This is a genomic window from Nocardia sp. NPDC057440 (assembly GCF_042802915.1).
GTDB lineage: Bacteria > Actinomycetota > Actinomycetes > Mycobacteriales > Mycobacteriaceae > Nocardia.
This window is the reverse complement of sequence record NZ_JBHVDF010000004.1, coordinates 290,373-309,919: the sequence shown is the minus strand read 5'-3', so window position 1 is coordinate 309,919 and position 19,547 is coordinate 290,373. Positions and strand designations below refer to the sequence as shown.

General features: G+C 60.2%; 18 protein-coding genes and 1 pseudogene. 9 read left to right on the top strand and 10 right to left on the bottom strand.

The genetic code is table 11. The features are described 5' to 3' along the window. Nucleotides 1-5 precede the first annotated feature (5 nt). Nucleotides 6-230, bottom strand: a complete 225-nt coding sequence (locus ACFU4Z_RS10445) for a hypothetical protein (protein ID WP_379061219.1) — start codon at nucleotides 228-230, stop codon at nucleotides 6-8. Nucleotides 231-927: 697 nt separating this feature from the next. On the opposite strand from ACFU4Z_RS10445, the gene ACFU4Z_RS10440 reads away from it, so the two are divergent. The 8 genes and pseudogenes from ACFU4Z_RS10440 (at nucleotide 928) to ACFU4Z_RS10405 (ending at nucleotide 7,630) form a co-directional block, all read left to right on the top strand. Beyond that, on the top strand, nucleotides 928-1,485 hold the full coding sequence (locus tag ACFU4Z_RS10440) for a hypothetical protein (RefSeq protein ID WP_379061217.1): 558 nt from the start codon (nucleotides 928-930) through the stop codon (nucleotides 1,483-1,485). A gap of 47 nt (nucleotides 1,486-1,532) precedes the next feature. After that, entirely contained in the window at nucleotides 1,533-2,912 is a 1,380-nt protein-coding gene (locus ACFU4Z_RS10435; protein ID WP_379061671.1) for an MFS transporter, read from the top strand. A 523-nt stretch (nucleotides 2,913-3,435) separates the two neighbouring features. After that, nucleotides 3,436-3,855 (top strand): annotated as a pseudogene (locus tag ACFU4Z_RS10430) (pentapeptide repeat-containing protein); the annotation flags it as partial. Nucleotides 3,856-3,905: 50 nt separating this feature from the next. After that, the gene (locus ACFU4Z_RS10425; protein ID WP_379061215.1) at nucleotides 3,906-4,382 is read left to right on the top strand and encodes a pentapeptide repeat-containing protein; all 477 of its coding nucleotides are present in this window, start codon (nucleotides 3,906-3,908) and stop codon (nucleotides 4,380-4,382) included. A 693-nt stretch (nucleotides 4,383-5,075) separates the two neighbouring features. Next, nucleotides 5,076-5,213, top strand: a complete 138-nt coding sequence (locus ACFU4Z_RS10420; RefSeq protein ID WP_379061669.1) for an L-histidine N(alpha)-methyltransferase — start codon at nucleotides 5,076-5,078, stop codon at nucleotides 5,211-5,213. Between the two features lie 150 nt (nucleotides 5,214-5,363). Continuing rightward, a complete protein-coding gene (locus ACFU4Z_RS10415; protein WP_379061212.1) occupies nucleotides 5,364-6,638 on the top strand; it encodes a glycosyltransferase family 4 protein in 1,275 nt (424 codons plus the stop codon). Then, a complete protein-coding gene (locus tag ACFU4Z_RS10410) occupies nucleotides 6,613-6,936 on the top strand; it encodes a hypothetical protein (protein ID WP_379061210.1) in 324 nt (107 codons plus the stop codon). The genes ACFU4Z_RS10415 and ACFU4Z_RS10410 overlap by 26 nt, the downstream gene beginning before the upstream one ends. Beyond that, on the top strand, nucleotides 6,920-7,630 hold the full coding sequence (locus ACFU4Z_RS10405; RefSeq protein WP_379061208.1) for a hypothetical protein: 711 nt from the start codon (nucleotides 6,920-6,922) through the stop codon (nucleotides 7,628-7,630). The genes ACFU4Z_RS10410 and ACFU4Z_RS10405 overlap by 17 nt, the downstream gene beginning before the upstream one ends. Nucleotides 7,631-7,656: 26 nt before the next feature. On the opposite strand, the gene hisS is transcribed toward ACFU4Z_RS10405, so the two are convergent. From hisS to ACFU4Z_RS10365, 8 genes are all read right to left on the bottom strand, one after another. Next, the gene (hisS, locus tag ACFU4Z_RS10400) at nucleotides 7,657-9,039 is read right to left on the bottom strand and encodes a histidine--tRNA ligase (protein WP_379061205.1); all 1,383 of its coding nucleotides are present in this window, start codon (nucleotides 9,037-9,039) and stop codon (nucleotides 7,657-7,659) included. After that, complete coding sequence (locus ACFU4Z_RS10395) at nucleotides 9,036-9,764, bottom strand: hypothetical protein (protein WP_379061203.1); 729 nt, start codon at nucleotides 9,762-9,764, stop codon at nucleotides 9,036-9,038. Before ACFU4Z_RS10395 ends, hisS begins: the two co-directional genes overlap by 4 nt. 271 nt (nucleotides 9,765-10,035) lie before the next feature. Then, a complete protein-coding gene (locus ACFU4Z_RS10390; RefSeq protein WP_379061201.1) occupies nucleotides 10,036-10,869 on the bottom strand; it encodes an HAD family hydrolase in 834 nt (277 codons plus the stop codon). 2 nt (nucleotides 10,870-10,871) lie between these two features. Further along, nucleotides 10,872-11,744 (bottom strand): nucleoside hydrolase, encoded by an 873-nt coding sequence (locus ACFU4Z_RS10385; protein ID WP_379061198.1) that lies wholly within the window; start codon nucleotides 11,742-11,744, stop codon nucleotides 10,872-10,874. Beyond that, nucleotides 11,741-12,364 carry a hypothetical protein gene (locus ACFU4Z_RS10380; protein ID WP_379061196.1) on the bottom strand — a complete coding sequence of 208 codons (624 nt, stop codon included), beginning with the start codon at nucleotides 12,362-12,364 and terminating at the stop codon, nucleotides 11,741-11,743. The genes ACFU4Z_RS10385 and ACFU4Z_RS10380 overlap by 4 nt, the downstream gene beginning before the upstream one ends. A gap of 523 nt (nucleotides 12,365-12,887) precedes the next feature. Beyond that, nucleotides 12,888-13,865, bottom strand: a complete 978-nt coding sequence (hisG, locus tag ACFU4Z_RS10375; RefSeq protein WP_379061194.1) for an ATP phosphoribosyltransferase — start codon at nucleotides 13,863-13,865, stop codon at nucleotides 12,888-12,890. Nucleotides 13,866-13,951: 86 nt separating this feature from the next. Beyond that, nucleotides 13,952-14,653: a M15 family metallopeptidase gene (locus tag ACFU4Z_RS10370; protein ID WP_379061192.1), complete on the bottom strand. Its 702-nt coding sequence runs from the start codon at nucleotides 14,651-14,653 to the stop codon at nucleotides 13,952-13,954. Further along, nucleotides 14,646-15,494, bottom strand: a complete 849-nt coding sequence (locus ACFU4Z_RS10365) for a class I SAM-dependent methyltransferase (protein WP_379061190.1) — start codon at nucleotides 15,492-15,494, stop codon at nucleotides 14,646-14,648. The genes ACFU4Z_RS10370 and ACFU4Z_RS10365 overlap by 8 nt, the downstream gene beginning before the upstream one ends. 546 nt (nucleotides 15,495-16,040) lie before the next feature. On the opposite strand from ACFU4Z_RS10365, the gene ACFU4Z_RS10360 reads away from it, so the two are divergent. Continuing rightward, on the top strand, nucleotides 16,041-16,832 hold the full coding sequence (locus ACFU4Z_RS10360; RefSeq protein WP_379061187.1) for an AraC family transcriptional regulator: 792 nt from the start codon (nucleotides 16,041-16,043) through the stop codon (nucleotides 16,830-16,832). On the opposite strand, the gene ACFU4Z_RS10355 is transcribed toward ACFU4Z_RS10360, so the two are convergent. Next, a complete protein-coding gene (locus ACFU4Z_RS10355) occupies nucleotides 16,816-18,420 on the bottom strand; it encodes an MFS transporter (RefSeq protein ID WP_379061185.1) in 1,605 nt (534 codons plus the stop codon). The genes ACFU4Z_RS10360 and ACFU4Z_RS10355 overlap by 17 nt on opposite strands. Nucleotides 18,421-19,547 lie beyond the last annotated feature (1,127 nt).

The following is a 19,547-nucleotide window of genomic DNA, read 5'->3' as shown; positions in this document are numbered from 1 at the left end:
GTCGGTCAGTAACCGGGATGCGGCTCGAAACCGGGATCCGGCAGTGTCGGCGGCGCGGGCTTCTCCGCGGGCGCGGTCTGCTTGGGTTGCTCCGCGGGCGCGGTCTGCTTGGGCTGCTCGATAACCGCGGGCGTCGTCGGCGCCGGGGGCGGCACCTCGGCCTCGCTGGCCGGTGAGCTCACCGGAGGCGGCACCGGCACCGAACTCGACTGCGGCGCCGCACTCGTCACGGGCGGGGCGACAACTGTGGTGGACGTCGTTGCAGGTTCCCCACTATCCGAGTCGCCACACGCGGTCACACTCGACAAACCGATCACGGCAAGGGAGAGAACTGACAGAACAACTGGAGATCTACTCACAAACATCCTTCATCATCGAAACAGCCTCGTAGACAGCCATGCTGAACCAGAGAGTCGGCATCAAGTCCGGATCGGGCAACAGCCTCGAATTGGCATGCCGACTGTAGCCGAAGTTGTCGCTGTATGCGACCGGCAACGTCGACAACGGGCCGGACAGAGTGGTCCTGATCGACACCACGCACCGCCGTTGCGCTGCACCACAGCCCACGTACACCACAGGACGTCGCTCCGGAACAGCTCTCGTCCCGCGACATCGCAAACCGTCGCCCGGGATAAGACTCGATCGCCATATACAAACGCGTGCCGCAAGCCTCAACCAGATCCAGCGGACCCTAGTTCTGGGGCTGACCGGTGCCGCCCTCCCCCATGCCTGTTGATGTGCGCCGCCCCGGTGACCGGGTCGACATCGCGCACGAGCAGGTTTCCTGTGCGTGTTCGCGAATTCGGGCGGCATCCATCGCCCGAATCACGAGTGAGGCGCATCACATCAACCCACCTTGCCACATACCCCCTAGGGGTATATCTTTTCTCTGTGGGTCGAACGAACAAGATCGGAGAGGCCAGGGCGATGACAACGCAGACGCACACCAATCCAGATGCGGGCGCGTACCGCGCCATCACCGATATCGCCCCGCGAGCCCTCGGCGCGGATTTCCCGGTAGCGGACGCGTACGAACCGCGTCCCACCCCGGAGGCCACCCGCACCGCGATCGTGGACGGCTACAAGGCGACCCTCGACGACGAACTCGCGCAGGCCCAGGGCCGGCTGCTCACGCTCGGCGTGCACAAGGACGGCGACCCGGTCACCGACCGGCGGCCCTACCTGGCCAGCGACCCCGCGGGAGGGCGATCTGGCCTCGCCCGCATCCGCCCGAACCTCGAACCCAATGACGGATTGACCGCGCCCGGTCCAGATGTCACTTGCCACATGGCCGCACCCGGCGCCGAAACCTACCGGCTGCGCTCGGTTTCAAGCACGGTGACAGATTCCGCACCGCCGCCTCATGCAGCACACCATCAACGCCGATCACTGAAAACCGCTGAGCGGGTGTATGTTCCACCCCTTCGCCGCCGCCTCCTGAAAGGAGCCCGACATGTCGGAATGCCGCTGTCCCAGCACCCATGATCCACCCGACTCAATCCAAGGATGTGTTCCCGATGCGTTCTATGCCCATGATCGCCACACTCTTCGGCCACCGTGACTACCTGCGACTGTTCACCGCCCAGGTGTCGGCTCTGTTCGGCACCGGGCTGACCACCGTCGCACTCGGGTTGCTCGCGTACGAACTCGCCGGAGCCGACGCAGGCGCGGTCCTCGGCACCGCGCTGACCATCAAGATGCTCGTCTACGTGACGATCGCGCCGATCGTGGCAGCCTACGCCGACCGATTCCCGCGCAGGCTTTTCCTGGTGGCGCTCAATGTGATTCGAGCAGCCATCGTGCTAGCACTCCCGTTCATCGACCAGGTGTGGCAGATCTACGTGCTGATCGCGGTGCTGCAAACCGCCTCGGCCGCTTTCACCCCCACCTACCAGGCGATCATCCCCGACATCTTGCCCGATGAGCGCGAATACACCAGAGCGCTGTCGGCCGCGCAACTGGCCGCCACGATGGAAACGCTGCTGAGCCCGATGCTCGCCGCGGCGGCGCTGGCCGTGATGAGCTTCCACTGGCTGTTCGTCGGCACCGCAATCGGATTCGCCATCTCGGCTGCCTTGGTGATCACCACCCGCATCCCCAACGCGACTGCCGTCACGCAGGGCTCCTTCCGGGATCGGATTGCGGTGGGCATGAGGATCTTCGCCGCGACACCACGGCTGCGCGGCCTTCTCGGATTGAACCTCGTAGTCGCCGCCGCCGGATCGGTGATCATCGTCAACACCGTCAACTACGTGCGCGACACCCTCGGCGGCACACAGTCCGGAGTGGCGATGCTCTTGGCCGCCAACGGGTTCGGCACCATGATCATCGCGCTCTCGCTGCCCCGGGTCCTCGATCGAGTCGGCGCCCGGCCGGTGATGTTCACGGGTGCGGCCACGCTGATCGCCGGACTCGGCTCGGCTATCGCGCTGTCCACCGCCGATGTCGGCGACTGGCGATGGGGCGCCGCGATCGCGGTGTGGGCGATGACCGGTTCGGGCACCGCGGCAGTGCTGACGCCGACCGGGCAGGTCCTGCGGCGCTCGTCGCAACCCGCCGACCGCCCCGCACTCTTCGCGGCGCAGTTCTCGCTGTCACACCTCGCCTGGTTGATCACCTATCCGATCGCCGGATGGCTCACCGCCGCCGCCGGTTTCACCACCACCTGGATAACGCTCGCGGTGTTCGCGGGCGCGGGATTCACTGCGGCACTGCGGATGTGGCCGCGCCACGACCCTCAGGAGCTGACTCACCTGCATGAAGTCGGCACCATCGACCCGGCCCGGCTGATCGGCGCCGACCGCGTCGACGAACGTCACTACCGGCACACCCACGTCTTCGTTATCGACGCCGAACACCGCCGTTGGCCGACACAGGTGGGGCGGCAACTGGAAACGGCCGCCGCAGCCTAGCGATCGACATTGCTCGAGGCGAGATTCGAAGGGGGCAGCCCGTTTTCGGCGTGCCCCCTTCGAATCGTCATTCGACCGCTTTTCACTGTCTGGCCGCACACCCCGCGCCCACTGACACATGCTGCGCCTGGCTCTGCGCTGCCACGACCTCGGATGGCGGTGATACCCGTAGAGACAGCGCGCGTCGGCGGATTCATCTCTCCCGAGCCGATGGTTCATCACTGCGCCATCGGAAGTCTTCGGCCACGACATTGCTGGATCGACGCGGCTTCGGGCAACCGCGCCCTAGGGACAGGTCGCGGTCGGCCCATCCGCGAATGGGTCCCCGGCGACATGCGGCCGCTGGTCAGGCGGGAAGTTCAGCGAGTAGCTCGCGGAACCGAGCGGCTTCGAGAGCGATGCTGGGGAGGTGAGCGCAGGCGGCGCACGAGAACGTAAGGGGGCGAGTGCGCTACACGCTCGGATGGTCGAGCGCAGCAAGGCGATCGGCCATTGAGCCGGCCGGACCGGGCGGACCAAGCTCGTGACCACCATTCCCCGGGTCGACAGCGGACAAGACCGCGGCGACACCGAAGAACACATCGAGTACCGGCAGAACGACCGCGAAGTCCGCCAAACCATCGTCCGCGTCATCGCGGGGCATCTACAGTCTGAAGCGGAATACCGTTGGTCGACAAGCAATTTAGATTTTCGCTCCGCCCACTTCGAAGAGGCCGCCTTCGATGCCGCCACGTTTTCCGGCCACACCTGGTTCGACAAGGCGACATTCGACGGCCCCGCCGGATTCGACGATGCAATCTTCAACGGCGTCTCCGCATTCGGTGGAGCGACCTTCCATGGCCACACCGGGTTCAGTGAGGCGACATTCAACGACAGCGCCGAGTTCCACAAGGCGACGTTCAAGGGCGAGGCCGGGTTCTACAGAGCGACCTTCCATGGCCACGCCGAGTTCCAAAAGCGACGTTCAACGAGGCCGCCGGGTTCTACAGAGCAGTGTTCAACGGCCACGCCAGGTTCCACAACGCGACTTTTGATGGCGGCACCGTGTTCCACGGGACCACGTTCAACGGCCACGCGGGGTTCGACGATACGACGTTCGACGAGGCCGCCGACTTCGGCAAGGCGATGTTCAACGGCACCGCAGGGTTCAGTGGCGTGACATTCACCGGCCCGACCACTTTCTCGAATACCGACTTCGGCTCCGAGCGTGTTACTTTCGACGGCCCCCTACGGTGGGGCCCACCTGCACCAGAATTCGACTGGGATCAGCACGTGGCGGAGAAGCCGGCGAATGTCGAGCCGAGGGACTGGCCGCCGGCCCCAGCTCGAACGCAATGCCTCCCAGCCGATCCGCGCAGTGCCGATAAACGATCGTTCGCGATCATCGAATCTGGCGACTGGCGAATTGCTTTGCGAGGAGGCGTACTTCGACGAAAGTCGCGGCAGTGGCGCCCCCTCCGCCTGAGGTGAAGCCTTGATGCAGGCCGCGCTCGAAGCGGTGTCGCGCCCTACCTGGCGGGTGTTCGCGGGTGTCGCCAGTCGGCCTACGCCGATCATGACGCTGCTGCTTCGACGCGCCGCATCGAGGCGTCCGACCAACTCGTCGCCGATGTGCATGCCGGGTGCGGCCGCCGGAGAAGGCCATGGGTCTCCCGCCGAAGGCAGTGCGCCCGCAGCCGGGTGACCCGACGTGACGCTGTCAGATTCTTTGGGGCCCAAGACGCTCGTCCAAGCTGATGGCAAGGCTGGCCGCGTTGGTGGAGCGAGGAGGACGACACGAAGAAGTCGCCCGCTAATCGACGAGTGACCCCGAAGCGCGTCCGGGGCCGAATAACAGACCAAAATTATGTTTTAGCCCGCGAGCGCAGTAGCTATACGTCTACTCACACAGGCGGGATCGACACTATCCGAGCTACCGGATCTAAAATTCCAAAACCAACTGGCCATTACCTCGGGATACCCTTCTGCGCCAGCAGTTAGCTGCCGCCTCGGAGAGATGTGTATCGCAGAAAAATGCCCTGCACCAGTGCTTTGGAATTGTCGTATCATGGACCTCCGCTTCTGACTTCACTTCTCAAATTGGCAGGCCGCAGTGACCACCACCGTCCTCATTAACAACTCCTACGGTGCCGATTCGACGTGCCGTTTACCGAAGGTGAGTAAATCCGAACCGAGATATCGGCGAAGTTCACGCGGGAACAAATCGCGAGAGAGTTGGAGCGTGCCGGGCTGGCCTTGCATACATGGTGGACCGATGAGCAGGAGTACTACGCCTTGTATCTTGCCATCAAGAACCGGTGAGGCAGGGAGTCGGGAACGTCACCTTTCGAATAGACAAGACCAGGGGAGGTCGGGTTGCCATTCCCTCATTCCTTGCTGATCAGTACATACGACATCCGTGGTGCACTGGTAGGTTCCGGAACACCATGGCCCACGAGAGAGTCCGGGCTCGTGGGCCACACACATCATCTGCTCGACGAACTGGCACGACGTCACCCTCGGACGCGCTTTACGGTCACCATTACCGGAGGCGAACAGCTGGAACAGCTTGGCAGATTGCAAACGCCCGATGGCCCGACTGTCGATCTGTTCCGAGTGGCCACGCACTTTCCACAGCTGATATGCGGCTCCGGTAGCACCCGAAAGGACGCAGAGCTGGTTCACCACTTCTATGACGAACGTGTCGATGATCAGCACAATCCTGTATGGGTATCATTGGCACATCAGTACACCTCATGTGTGACCGCGGCCGAGACTCACGATCTGGTACTTCAAAACATCAACTCACTGGTCGCTGTACTGAAAGCCGTGGAGACCGGCTTGCTGAATTCTGAGCTCCGCCTCACCGGCGTGATTCACGATGCTACGGGAGCATCAGGACGTTTCCGATACATAGCCCGGCACGTAGTGGAAAACCAAGGACCACGGATATCGCTGATCGCCGTTTCGGAATCGATCCGGTCGGCACTGTGCGAATCAGGCATTCCAGCAGAACGGGTTCGAAAGATCACCAACGGAATGGACGTCGATAAATTCCACGAACGGATCCGCCACTCCCGTGCTACCAATACTTTCTCTGACGTGCGCCGCCGCAACAACGTGCCTCCTGACACCAGGATTATCCTTATGTCCGCCCGCAGAGTGCCATGGAAAGGGCACGAGGACCTCATTCAGGCTGCTGCGCTCTTGATGTCGTATGACGGATTTGACGATGGACGCATCGTCATCAATGGCGCGGGACTGTTGGACTCGCGGTCGATGGATTATGAGTTCGAGCTACGTCAGCTCATTACCGATCTTCAGCTGACCGATAAAGTGTTCCTGCTCGATCGGCTCACTCGAGAGGAAGTCGCGGCATGTTACGCCGCTGCCTATATCGCCGTTCTGCCGTCTCGTGATCCCGAACCATTTGGGTATGCGAATATCGAAGCGATGCTGGCGGGGGCGCCGGTTATCGCGACAGCTCATGGCGGGCCGCTGGAATACATCGAAGACGGAGTATCCGGCGTCCTTGTGCCTCCTAGGAACCCATCAGCGATCGCGTCGGCGATTCATTGGCTGCTGCATGATGCGGCAGCACATAACCGGATCGGCACCGCAGGTCGGGCGAGCGCTGGTCGATTTACCGTCGACGCGATGATCGACGCCTACGACGCGGTCATTTGTGGTCATGCCGACGGCTCAATCAAAGGGGGCAATCATGATGACGTACATTCTCGGCATTAATGCGGGCACCTACACCTACCATGATGCGGCAGCATGTGCGACAAATAGCCAGGGCGAGGTTCTCGCGTTCATCGACCGCACGACCCGGCCACAACAGCTGACGCGATCGGACAACGAGTTCGTGGCCGCAGTGCTCGACGAGCTGATGCAGTGTGGCCATCCTCCCGTGCTCCTAGATACGGCCGACCAAGCTCTAGCTTGCACACGGCGGCTTGAAGCAGATGCCGTTGTGATCAGCGACCTGCTGGTTCAGTTGTCCATAGCCGCGGGGAGCATCGTCGATGTCGCAGCTTCGTAAGCCACCACCGCCGGCCTACGTGATGATCGGCGACGGCGAGCATAGTCAGGTGTTTCGGCGCCCGGGCAGCTCCTACTGCGTCCAGCTGTTCAGGGTTGGCTGCCCGGAGTTGACGCCGATCAAAGTGCGGATCGAATATGACTATCTCCGTACGGTCTACGGCACAATGCCACAGCTCATCCCGTTTCAACGGTTGTTCGCGCGCAGTCCGCACGATCACATCTCAGAGGCGTTGGTGGTCAAGCGGTGGGTCGACGTCAACATGGCGCTGCCGCTGGGACGAATCCGACGGCAGCACCTGCCGCGCACAACCACGGCCCAACTGGGTCACTTCATTGCCATCACGCGGACTGTCTTGGAGGACGCCCGGCGCCGGCCGATGCTCCTGCCCGACATCTTCGACGACCGCTTCCGCAACTTGGTGATCGACCGGGCCGGTGATCTTCGGCTGCTGGACACGAACCGGCTTGTCAATACGAACGCCCTGCGGGCACTTGGGTCAGACGAGACGCTCGATATCTCGCACCGCTGGATTCACGCCCGGTTTCTGCGACGAATGATCTACCTGGAGGCAGCATTTGGCGAACGTCCCCTTGATCAGCTGCGGCGCGATCCCCTGTATCGGCGCTACCTCTCTGCCGGTGACTTCGATGCTCTCGTCCAAGACAGCCGTGCGAGAGGTGAACTCGTGTAACTGTCTTGGACGGCTGGGCTGCCGGACTACCGATTGGCGAGGATGGACTGAACCGCCGTCACCAAATCACCTCGGACGACTTCTTTTTGGTCGCCCGAGGCCATATCCTTCACGGTCAGTGTGCCTTTGGCGAGCTCGTCGTCGCCGGCGATGACCACGACGTCGAATCCTTTGCGGGAGGCGTATTTGAGCTGCTGACCGAGCCGCTTGTTGTCGATGTAGACCTCGGTGTTGACCCCAGCGGTGCGCAGCTCGTTGGCGATGCCGAAGTAGTCCGTCATGCGCATCTCATTCATGGCTGCCACCAGAACTTGCGACGGCGTCGATCGGTCAACAGACACGATCCCGGCCTGGACCAGCCTCGAAAACAGTCGGGTCAAGCCGATCGAGATGCCCACGCCTGGCAGTTTCTTTTCCGTGAAATACTCTGCCAGATTGTCATACCGACCACCCGAGCAGATGCTGCCGAGCCCTGGGTGGTCGACCAGCACGGTTTCGTACACCGTGCCGGTGTAGTAGTCGAGACCGCGGGCGATTCGCAGGTCGACGGCGAGGTATTCATCCGGAACACCGAGTGCACGGACAGAAGCGACAACGGTCTTCAACTCGTAGACGCCCTCCTTCAGCCTTTCACCGACCTCGCCGGCCTCTTCGCTGTCTTGCGTAGGTTGCACGGTGTCGAGGTAGGCCAGGATGGCATCGGTATCGCCGTCGTAGGTGACGAACTCGATCAATCGTGCGGCCTTCTCGTCGGTCAGCGAGGTTGCCGCAAGGAGGTCGGTCCGCACCTTGGAGGTACCGACTTTCTCTAGTGAGTCCACGATCTGCAGGACCGTCCGCGATTCCTCCTCGGTGCCCGCTCCCAGCAGCTCGAGGTAGCCCTGCAATATCTTGCGATTGCTGATCCGGATCTTGAAGCGTCCGATACTCATCTCGGAGAAAACGTGATAGATCACGCTCGGAATCTCGGCGTCAGCGAACAGACTCAGCTGCTCATTACCAATAATGTCGATGTCACATTGGTAGAACTCGCGGAACCGCCCTGCTTGGGGGCGCTCCCCACGCCACACCTTCTGAATCTGGTAGCGCCGGAACGGGAACGTCAGCTGATCCTGCCGGGTCGCCACGTACCGGGCGAGTGGCACGGTGAGGTCGAAGTGCAGCGCCAGGCCGGTTGAATCATCTTCGTTGTCTTTCGCAGCCAGCCGCGCGAGCGCGTAAATCTGCTTCTCATTCTCATCTCCCGCCTTCGCGAGGAGGGACTCCTGACGTTCCACAGCAGGCGTCTCGATGGCAGAGAAGCCGAAGCGCTCATACCCCTTCCGAATAGCATCAAGCAGCCGGTTGAATGCGAGCTGTTCTTCCGGTGTATATTCCGGAAATCCACTGATCTGCATCGGAGCGGTCACGAGTTCTCCTCATTTGAATAGCTGTCTTTATAGTAATCATCCAGCTCCAGCTGGTCGATCATCGCTTTCGCCGCATCCCCGCCGCCGAGGACAACCGACTTGGGCATGCTGGCATCGCGTATTTCCGGCTTCGCCCAGATGAATCTCAATCCATCTGCAACGCCGCCGGTTCCAGAGATCGGAACAATAAATTTCAATGGTTGTTCTTTATTATTCAGCCTGTCGTTGATCTTCAATACGTGCGCCATTTCGATCAACGTCCCGGCACTGCCGCCGTATACGAAGACGCCATGGAGAAGGCTGGCGAAAAAGGGGCTTTCGTCACCCCATTGACTCTGATCGTACACGGCTGGTACTTCCAACTCGAGGTCCAGCAGATCATGCAGGACATACCCTTTTTTGCGGGCATTTTCCGGAAATACGCCTATGGTCTTCAGGCCGTACTCATGCGCCAGCGAGGTGGCAGTACCGGGCAGTCCACCCTTGGTTCCGCCTGTTAGTACGGCAATGCGATAGTACCGAAGTTTGCGAATTGCGTCGCCAACCACACGTTCCTGTTTGGCGCTCATGACGGCTTCGTAGTCGCTGACCAACTTCTTGTCACCCACTCCGTGTAGCTTGTCATCAGCGCCACCAGAGAAGGCCACAATTCTATGAAGTCCGTTATGTCGAAGAAATGATGTTACTGCAGCCGTATAGTCGGCCCTGATGACCAATTCGTCCATGGCGCTAATCTCCGATCGAGCCATCCGTGCGGCAAGTGACCAGACGCGGCAGTCCTTCGAGCGGAGATTGTGTATGAATACAAAGCCCAAGCCTACGGAACGACTACCGTGCGATAGAAATCGTAGCTTGATCTCCATGCATTAGCGAGCAAAATAATCAGACCCGCTAGTCCACTTACCGCCCAGCTCTCTCGTCACAGCAACCCCAAGGCCGCACGAAAGCCGACCGGTCTGGATATATTGCAGCTGCGAGAACCATTCTGGTGCCGAATCAAGCAGATGCTTGTTCAGCACACAGCTGGTGCAAGGCTTCCGAAACACCTCCGGTCAGAGGCGCCTCGGTCACCCGATCGGCACGCTGTTTCAATGCCTCGGTCGCATCAGCCACGGCAATGTGCATCGCGAGATCATCGCCGAGATAGTCGGAAATAGAATTACCGATCATAATGACGCGAGGGGCGTCGATCTTCTCCATCAGTCGCTGGACACCGAGTCGTTTTGTGAACCCTGCTCGTTGCACAATAATGACGCCATAGTCATGATTCTTATCGACTATCAGGTCTGAAAAGTCCGGGTATGCCGATGCGACACGGTCGGCAATGACTTCCGTCAAGTCAGTGTCGAGGAGAAGTCCGTCGCGGCTGCCACGCCGGATATGGAGGCTCAGACTACACCGGCGCAGCGTATTCACCATCACCAATGGCATTTCAGCAGGTATCGTCACCTCGCCATTCCGAATTGCTTCGACCGGATTTCCGGACCACACCCCGATGTCGTCGCCGAGCAGTCCACCAAGTATTACACGCCGCGATTCCGCAAACTTGTCGGCCGTTTCATGGTCATACCACAGATGACCGTCGACTCCAATAACCGCACCATTCTCGGCAACGATCGGACCTGTTATGCCTAGCCGCGTAACCCAAACGCAGAGTGCCTCGTAAGGGGTATCGGAGTTGAGCCCAATTGTCCAACCGGCAGCCTGGGCTGCTTCTATGGCCGCATAGATGCTATCGGTAGCCAGCTGGTACCGATGGTCGATCAATGTGCCATCCAAGTCCAGGAGCACAAGGCCGAGATTTGGTGTTGCACCCCCCACTGCGTTCATCTTCAGTCAGCCTCGAACAGCAGTGAGAAGATATTCTCAGCAGTCGCGTCGGGGTCGAAAATATCCATGGCGATCGAGCAGGATGGATGCGCGTCGGACAAGACCGTGCGTCCACGTTGCGCACTGTCGGTAATCACATCGAGACCGCTTCGCACCCACAAAGCCTCGCCAGGGTTGAACGCAAGGTAGACCGCGAGTGGATCATACAGCACAAAGCCGAGCTCATCGGCCCGCTCATAGTTCTTGAACCAGGTGAACAATAGCTCTTTCATCCAGCGGTTCGACACTGTTGTTTCCGGAATTGACAGTACGTCATCGACTGTCCATTTTACTTGTTGAGTAGCGTCCATCGGCACCAGCCGAACATCGATCCCGTGGCATGCCCTGAACAGCGCTCGGCCAGCCTCGGGATCCATCGCTACATTGAACTCCGACCACTTTGTTTCGTTTCCTGGAACATCTATCGTTCCACCCATTATCAGCAAACTTTCGACGAGTCCCCCGTCTACCAAGCTGCGTGTCTCGGTCAGTGGTCCAAGCGAAATAACATCGGCGGGCCGTTCGAGTATCGCGTCCCTGACCGGACCGCCGGAAACGGGCGGTTGCACTCCCCATAAACCGTCATCGCCGTGGAAGTTACGAGCCCACGGACGGTTCAACGACCGCGACTCCGGCAGGTCGGCACCTCGCCGGAATTCCCATTCTCCACCAATGAATGAGACGAATTCGCGACCGTTCTTCGCTGTAGTATCGCCGTCGACATTGCCATATGTTGACACCAAAGTCTTGCGTCGGCCGGCCGCCAGCTTGTCGAGCAGCACGAGCGCAATCATGTCGTCGACACCGGGATCGGTGATGACGGTGACACCCGTCATACGTCAGTCCTTTCACGCACTGCGCGGTCTATTGCAGATCCAGTTCGAGTGCCAGCGTAGCCGACGAAGCGCGGAAACGGCGCATCTGCGCGCAACAGTTTACGATTGCGTAATAGATTCTGGAGGCAAAATTTAGGTGCCGCGTCTTGGGGTATCGAGGCCCAGTCCGACGGTCGCCCAAATCGGTCGTCGAAGTAGACAGCACTTAGCTGCTCTCCATAGACCTTGCGACCGGATCCTGCGAGGACTGTGAAATCTCGCTCACAGACCTCATCATCGACGGCAGTAAAGGAGATCACACTTTCAGTCGGTATTCCGGCGTCACCCAAACGGTTGACACCATTTCCGATTGCTATGCCGCAGAGGGCAGCTGCCAGCCGGACGTTTCGTTTTGCGAGTTCGCGGTCGAGCATGAGAGTCATCCGACCACTGAAAAGCACGTCGTCGGCAATGACGACCGCTCCACCGCCGTATCGTCTGGCGAGATCATCGAACTGGTTATCGAGGGACGGGTAACCCAGCCGAGCGTCATATCCTGCATCATCGAACCCTGGGTCGACAGCACGCGAGATACCGAAATACATGTCCGCAGTGGAGACGTACCGCCTGTCGAGACTCACAACCGGCAGGGTAGTCCGAGCGATAAGTCGTTCCATCCCTCGACTGAGAGTATCCGCACTCACCCATTCGGGATTCTTACCCATCCCCCGCAGATCTTCGTCGAGACTTTCTCTGAATTCATCTATTTTATCGCGCCGGACGGCTGTCGCGCTGCAATACTCGATCTCCGCCGACACAACATATGGAAGTTCACACACAATTTCTTATCCCTTATTGAACTATCAGTTAATAGAAGAACAGAACGCCAGCTTATGCTGGCGTTCTGTTGAGTCGCGTTCACGACCAGAACTAGCCAGCACGAACCGGCAACAGATGCGGGTGAGCTAGAGTTTCGACGGCGGAATGGAATAGAACTCCAATATCATCAGACGCCTCGACCGAGCGTCGAGCATTCGAAGCCGAGACGCGCCTGACGGTTTTCACACACTTATACTACAAGTATTACCTTCAACTAGTCAATAGAGTTGCAGAATGTCTATCCTGTAAATTGTTGCAACTGATTGGTTTGATTTCTGATTTCGACTAACGCCCAGTCATCGGAGCGCTGCGAACAACCCCGTTGCCCGCTGCGCTCGGTTCAGTGTCGTAGTAGATCGTCATCGGGGTAACCCATGCGTCGGTAGCCCCAGCTGCGATCACGGCAGGCAGCGCTCGTGGCACCTCGGCCTTCGGGAGAGTTACCAGCGCCATGAAGGGCATCCCAGCAGTCGGGAGGGAGCTGGTGATCATACGGCCGGAGTCACCAAGGATCCCATCCAGCAGCAAGGGCCGCGTGGCGATGATACGCATTTCGACGAACTCATTCGCCTTCAATGCGCCGCGGACGAGGTGCGCGATGCCTTCCAGTTTCTCACGCTTCCACTGGTTTTCCCGGTAAACCTTGCGGTTCATGAAGAACTGATTCGTCGAGCTGAAAATTTCCGCCACCTCGCGAAGATGATTAGCCCGAAGTGACGCACCAGTCTCTGTACCTTCGATGATGGCATCAACGAAGTATTCCGGCTTTGCCTCGGTCGCTCCCCATGAGAATTCTGCATGGGCGTCGATACCGTTTCGCGCCAGCCACATGCGTGAAATGTGGATCAACTCAGTAGAGATCGTGAACGGATCACCGCATGCACGACGTTCATCACAGACTGCACGGAGATCATCGACCGTGCGAATGCTCGACGCCTCCGGCACTGCAAGTACCCATCGGACCGGTTTGCTGGTCTGACGAGAAAAGGGCAGTTCGGCCAGCACACTGATGTGCTGTACGACATCCTGCTCCACGATCCAATCTCGCCCGGACAGACCGGCATCCAGCCGACCGGAGCGTACATACTCCGGTATCTCCTGCGGCTTCAAGAGGACCGGTACGATCTCAGGATCATTGGAACTGAGCCACAGCGTTCTGGATCCCCCCGTAAAGTTCAGTCCGACCTTTTCGAATATCGACAGCGTTGATGCCTGGAGACTTCCTTTCGGAATGCCCAGTCGGATCGCGTTGTCATCGAGCATGCGAGTTCAGCTCCTCGGAGGAAATGTATCGATCAGTTGGTCGCGTTGAAATTGCAGAATGCGGACAGTCGGTGTTAGATCTCGCGCTATACCATCCGGTCTTGCACATCATGCTCGTCAATAACGTCGTACAATGCTTCCGGCTTGTGGTAAAAGCATGCCCACTCTTTATCTCCATAGGAAAAGTGCCACCACTCACCATCGAATGGGGCAAAATCTGCGTGGATCATACAGCGACGCAAAAGCTGACGATTATCCCATGCTTCCCGGGAAACGAACGGCGAGAATGTATAAGAGTTGCGATCGAAGTCCCAGATCTTTGTTCCCATATCAATTGGTGCACCATCCCGAAGGATGTGGACATCGACACCCGCGCCGGTAGGATGCGCCGCCACATCAGGTACGGCAATCCGCCGGTGCGCTGCTTCAACTAGATCGTCGCGGCTACGATAGTCGTCGTCCAATGAACTTCTTGCTTGCTCGAACAGATCTCGCTGAATCTTCGGCGACCAGTATCCGCAGACAACCTCGAGCTGAAGGTCCTTATCATAGGATTTGAGCGCTTGGCCGGCCCAGTACAAACGATCGGCCACTGTGCGTCGCACGATAATTCCGTCTTTGGGTACCCGTACCAGCCCATCGGTCAGCGGCTCTGCTCGCAAGACCGCCGAGGATCGGATGACTACGAGCCCGATCTCGTCCTCCTCGGGAGTACTCGGTATGTCGGCGTAATCTTTGTAGCCGAGCATCTTCTCCTCGAGGAGCCGGTATACCTCTCGCCTACTCATCTTCGTCTCCGTTTCGAATAGCGCCGACCACTTGACTCAAATAACAGCTGAGTCGCCGTGAGTAATGAAAGAAGTTGTAACGCACATCAGTTACTCTGTCGTCCACTCGCCAATCCGCGGGATTCAATAGCTCTCGCAGATCCTCGACCCACAGTTCGCGGGGGGTGAACTGGCTGTCGAAGTGCAGCGGACTAGCCAGGACGAAGAGCCCGCCAGGTCGAATCAGCCGCTTGATTTCCTTGATCAGACCGACTGGATCGACAACTCGATCTACGACGTTCAGGCATGTGATCACATCAAATCTGGCGCGGCCTGTGGGAACAGACTCCGCGGTTCCGTTCAATATCTGGATGTTGCTTGCCGCGATGGGGCTCCAATCCTCTGGGGCCGGGCGATAGTTGACGCGTCCGACCGACTGCGGCACCGGGATCTGCAGGTCGAGTGTGGGGCCCTTGAGCAGGCGTTCCGACCACTCACAAAACTCCGCCGACGGTTCAACAATCAGGATTTCCCCTGCCTGCGGGAATTGGGTCCGCAGTTCTAGCCCCATGCGGCCAGTAGATCCGCCGATGTCACAGATGCGTTCTGGGTCCATCGCCAGCTCGCTGCACCATCGCTCCACAATTGCGCCGGCGCGACGGTAGAACCGGCCAGGTCTACTCTGATCATCGAGGGCATCGGCTGTCAGGACAGCTGGTTCTTCAGGAGGCGTCAAGGATGGCGGAGAGAGTAGGTCGTCCCACTCCGCGCGTAGATAGGTCGCCAGATAGGTCGGGTTCGAGTACCGGGCACCACTTGCAGCGGTGACACTTTGATAGGACGCCGGTTCGTTGGCAGTCATTAGGTTGCTTCTCGCTCAACAATGTGCCGTAGCTGCATCTAGCACGTCACGGCAGTGGTCAGATACACATCGCCGGAGTCGCCAACTCGTGGCGCAGTTCAGCAAGAACGACGCAGCCCGAGTTGGCTACAGGTGCTCGTGATGGTGGTGAGCGAGAGGAGCGAGGGGGGAGACAAACAAGTCGCCGACCAGGCGTACCCGGTCAGCGTCTGTCGCTACACACAGTCCCCAACACATAATCGCCGGTAGCCTACGCTTACGGCCCCGCCTGGTCAAACAGGAGCCCGCTTGACCGGACTTGGGCGACTGCCTATTCGCCGTCGCCCCAACCAGACTCACCTACCTGTTCACCGCGGGAGTCAGGCTGCCCTTGCGGGCGCTACCTACTCCGGCTGCGGCTCACTCACGCGATCACCCAGGCCACCGCAGGACATGACCTCACCACCATCGCCCACGCCGCCGGGTTCCCCAGCCGCGCCATGAGGTGGGCTGACCGCCGCATTTCTACGCAGGGCAACCGTGCTGGAACTCCGATAATATTTCGGGATGGCGACTGGGATTCCTCCGAGGATCGATTACTCCGCCTACCCGAGCATCGTAATTCCGCTGGAAGCCACCACCGGTGTTCCGGTACACAGCCATCCCCAGCATCAATTGACCTGGGCGCCAAACGGTGTGCTCGCGATGGAGGTCGACTCCTACCGCTGGATCGTGCAGCGCTCGCGCGCGCTGTGGATTCCCGGCGACACCGCGCATTCGGTAGTCCCCAGCTCATCGTGCGAAATGCTCTCGCTCTACTTCGATCCGGCCGAATGCCCACAGCGCTGGGAAAAGCCGACGGTCATCGACGCCACCGGTCTGGTCGGCCCACTGCTCACCTACCTGGTCGGGCTGCCCGATGGGGCGGACGCCGAACGCGACCGCGCCACGGCGGTGCTGTGGGATCTGGTGACACCGCTGTCGGTAACGACGATTCCGACGATCCTGCCGACCGATCCGCAGGCCAGGAAAATCGCGTTGGCGATAAAGGATGACCCGACCGATGCGCGTGGGCTCGATGATTGGGGCCGGGAGGTCGGCGCGTCAGAACGAACGCTGTCGCGACGCTTCCGCGCCGAGACCGGTGTCAGTTTCGAAAGCTGGCGGACCTTCGAGCGCCTCAACGCGGCACTTCCGCTACTCGGCGCGGGTCTACCGATATCGCGAGTAGCGCGGGCGGTGGGCTACAAGACGGCCAGCGCGTTCATCACCGCGTTCAGACGGGAGATCGGTACCACTCCCGCCGCTTATTTCGGCGGAAGTGCTACCGATTCCGAGAGAACTAGACCAGTTGCTTGACCGGCCCGGTCAGCCGCCGGCCGACGGCGAAGGCGAGCGCCGAGCCGATCACCGCGACGGCACCGATGCCTGCACCCAGGTTCGCGAGCGCGTTGAGGCCGTCGATCGACGCGGTATTCGCGGTGTCGGCCAACGTGGATGCCGCGCCGGTGAATTCCGGCGGCACCGCATGTATTACCTCGGCGCCCGCACCGGCTCCGACACCGTCGACGAACTGTTCGCGCAGCCCGGCGGGAATCTGGTCCGAATGCGGGAGCGCATCGAATCCGGTGCCCGCGCGGTCCTTGGCGACGTGGCCGAACAGCGCCCCGAGCCCGGCGACCCCTATCGCCATACCGACCTGACGCAGCGTGCCGAAGGTAGCGCTGGCCATACCCGCATGCTCCGCCGAAGCGAAGGTCAACGACGCGGCCTGGCTGATCGCCGTGATGGCCCCGAGGCCGATGCCGCCGATCACCATGCCGGGCACGAAGTGCGTCCACGAGTCACCCCGCTCGAAGCCGCCGACCAACACCATGCCGAGGGCGACGAGCGCCATGGTCGCGGGCAAGGAGATCGGGATCGGGATCCGCTTGGCATAGATCACCGCAAGCGGTGCTGTGACCAGCGCGGCGAGGCTGATCGGCAGTAGCCGCAGACCCATCTGCAGCGGGGTGTAGCCGAGAGTATTGATGAGGAACAACGCGAGATAGTTCGATGCCGCCATCAGCGTGGCCATGTGCGCGATAGAAACGATTGCGGTACCGGCGAATCCGGACTTCTTCATCATCGACACGTCGAACAGCGGATGCGTGGCGCGGAATTGCCACACCATGAAGAACACGAGCAGCGCGATGGCGAGCGCGGCCAGTGTGACCGTGGTCGCCGAACCCCAACCGAGCGCACTGCCGCGGGTCAGGCAGTAGACCCCGGCCACAAGTCCGCCGGTGAGCAGCAGCGAGCCGAACCAATCGGTGCGGCGCTCCGGTGTCCGCGGCGATTCGGGCATCCGCATCACCGCCAGCGCGATGATGACCAGGCCGATGGGGATGTTGATGGTGAAGACCGAACGCCAGCCGAACTGGGTGACCAGCACACCGCCCAGTACCGGCCCGGCGACCGAGGCCCCGGCCATGACCGCACCGTAGATCCCGATCGCCTTCACGCGCTTGGCCGGATCAGGAAAGGCCACCGAGAGTAGTGGCAGCGCGGTGGCGAAGAGTATCGCCGCGCCAACGCCTTGTACCGCGCGCAGAATGTTGAGCTGCAAGATGGTGTCCGACACCGACAGTGCCAGTGACGATGCCGTGAACACCCCCATGCCGATCACGAACATGCGCTTGCGTCCGTAGCGGTCGCCGATCGTGGCGAAGGTCAGCAACACACCTGCCAGCGGAATCGCGTATGCGTCGATAACCCACTGCAGGCCATCGATCGAGGTGTTGAAGTCGGTGCGGATGTCAGCGAGCGCGGCGGATACGACGGTGGCGTCGAGCATCAGCATGAAGATCGCCGAGCACACCATGAACAGCACCAGGCCGGCCCTGGCGTGGGTACCGCCTGAGCTGACCTGGTCGCTGCCAGGTGGCGCGATAGTGGTGGTCGACATAGAGCCCTCATAACAGTTCATGCAAGGAAAGATGCTGCCCTGCAAGCAATTTCGATGAACGAGTCACGCATTCGGAAGCGTGCTTCGCCAACGGTAGCGCTGGAATTCGATGACGGAAAGACGAAAAGGCGACAACCAATTGCGCGTACCGGACAGCTTTACGCGCAGCGGACAACCAGCGCCAACGGCAGGCTCGATAACCAACACATCGACCGGGCAATCGAATCGACCCAGACGGACCGGAAATGACCCTGATCGCATAGGCACCGCCCCTCTAGACAGAACGAGTGCTCATGAGCCGACCCATCGCGTCGGAAGAGCAGTGTCCCCACGCACGGCGACCCACCCCGCCTGAAGGCTATTGCAGTATTGGCCAATGAGCCCAAGACGCGGGGTATCCGGTACAGGGCTGCCCGGCCCAAATAGCTTCCGACGACCCCGGAAGCATTCGTGTCGGGCCCACGAGATGAGAGGCAAGCCGACAAAACGTCATTACCACGAGGAGACTTGGATATTCGACTTGGCGTCGGGATGGCGTGATGACGACCGCGTCGTATGGGTTCCATCTCCGAAAGGAAGCTGATGATGAGAATTACCGTCCTGAAGGAGGCCACTCCTGGCGAGCAAACAACTATACGCTCGCAATCCGGAGAATGGTTCGCTATATGGTGCGGTCGAGAACCTGCCGAGAAGGGCAGAGAATATGATGTCGAACTCGAAATCAATGAAATCGACTGCTGGGACAGTGGCACTTCCGACCAGAGAAACCGGAGTGGCGTCTTCATATCGGACGGTAAAGTTGAAGTCAGCGGTCGAGTTTCGACTACATTCCACGATGGGGTTTTCGTACTAGACCTTGCCCCCGGAACCGTGATGTTAGAACAGGGTGATCTGTCACCATCCCTGAAGGAGGGGCAGCATGTGTGTTTCGAGCCGAGTTCTGTCCAGCTGTTCCCGGTGAATTACTAACTCTCGTTGTACGGGGATCGACTTCGGACGGCATCCGCGGAATCGGGGCAATGGCCGCAAGGACCTCCTGCCCCCCCCCGACACCCCCCCCACCCCGCCCCCCCGCCGGGGGGGGGGGGGCGGGCTCGCGACTCCCCGCTCGGGCGCACAAAAAGTCT

What these genes read in the sequence shown, in the direction of transcription:
- ACFU4Z_RS10440 (WP_379061217.1), top strand. Translation starts at nt 928, where the DNA reads ATGACAACGCAGACGCACACCAATCCAGATGCGGGCGCGTACCGCGCC.
- ACFU4Z_RS10435 (WP_379061671.1), top strand. Translation starts at nt 1,533, where the DNA reads ATGATCGCCACACTCTTCGGCCACCGTGACTACCTGCGACTGTTCACC.
- ACFU4Z_RS10410 (WP_379061210.1), top strand. Translation starts at nt 6,613, where the DNA reads ATGATGACGTACATTCTCGGCATTAATGCGGGCACCTACACCTACCAT.
- ACFU4Z_RS10405 (WP_379061208.1), top strand. Translation starts at nt 6,920, where the DNA reads ATGTCGCAGCTTCGTAAGCCACCACCGCCGGCCTACGTGATGATCGGC.
- ACFU4Z_RS10395 (WP_379061203.1), bottom strand. Translation starts at nt 9,764, where the DNA reads ATGGACGAATTGGTCATCAGGGCCGACTATACGGCTGCAGTAACATCA.
- ACFU4Z_RS10390 (WP_379061201.1), bottom strand. Translation starts at nt 10,869, where the DNA reads ATGAACGCAGTGGGGGGTGCAACACCAAATCTCGGCCTTGTGCTCCTG.
- ACFU4Z_RS10385 (WP_379061198.1), bottom strand. Translation starts at nt 11,744, where the DNA reads ATGACGGGTGTCACCGTCATCACCGATCCCGGTGTCGACGACATGATT.
- hisG (WP_379061194.1), bottom strand. Translation starts at nt 13,865, where the DNA reads ATGCTCGATGACAACGCGATCCGACTGGGCATTCCGAAAGGAAGTCTC.
- ACFU4Z_RS10370 (WP_379061192.1), bottom strand. Translation starts at nt 14,653, where the DNA reads ATGAGTAGGCGAGAGGTATACCGGCTCCTCGAGGAGAAGATGCTCGGC.
- ACFU4Z_RS10365 (WP_379061190.1), bottom strand. Translation starts at nt 15,494, where the DNA reads ATGACTGCCAACGAACCGGCGTCCTATCAAAGTGTCACCGCTGCAAGT.
- ACFU4Z_RS10360 (WP_379061187.1), top strand. Translation starts at nt 16,041, where the DNA reads ATGGCGACTGGGATTCCTCCGAGGATCGATTACTCCGCCTACCCGAGC.
- ACFU4Z_RS10355 (WP_379061185.1), bottom strand. Translation starts at nt 18,420, where the DNA reads ATGTCGACCACCACTATCGCGCCACCTGGCAGCGACCAGGTCAGCTCA.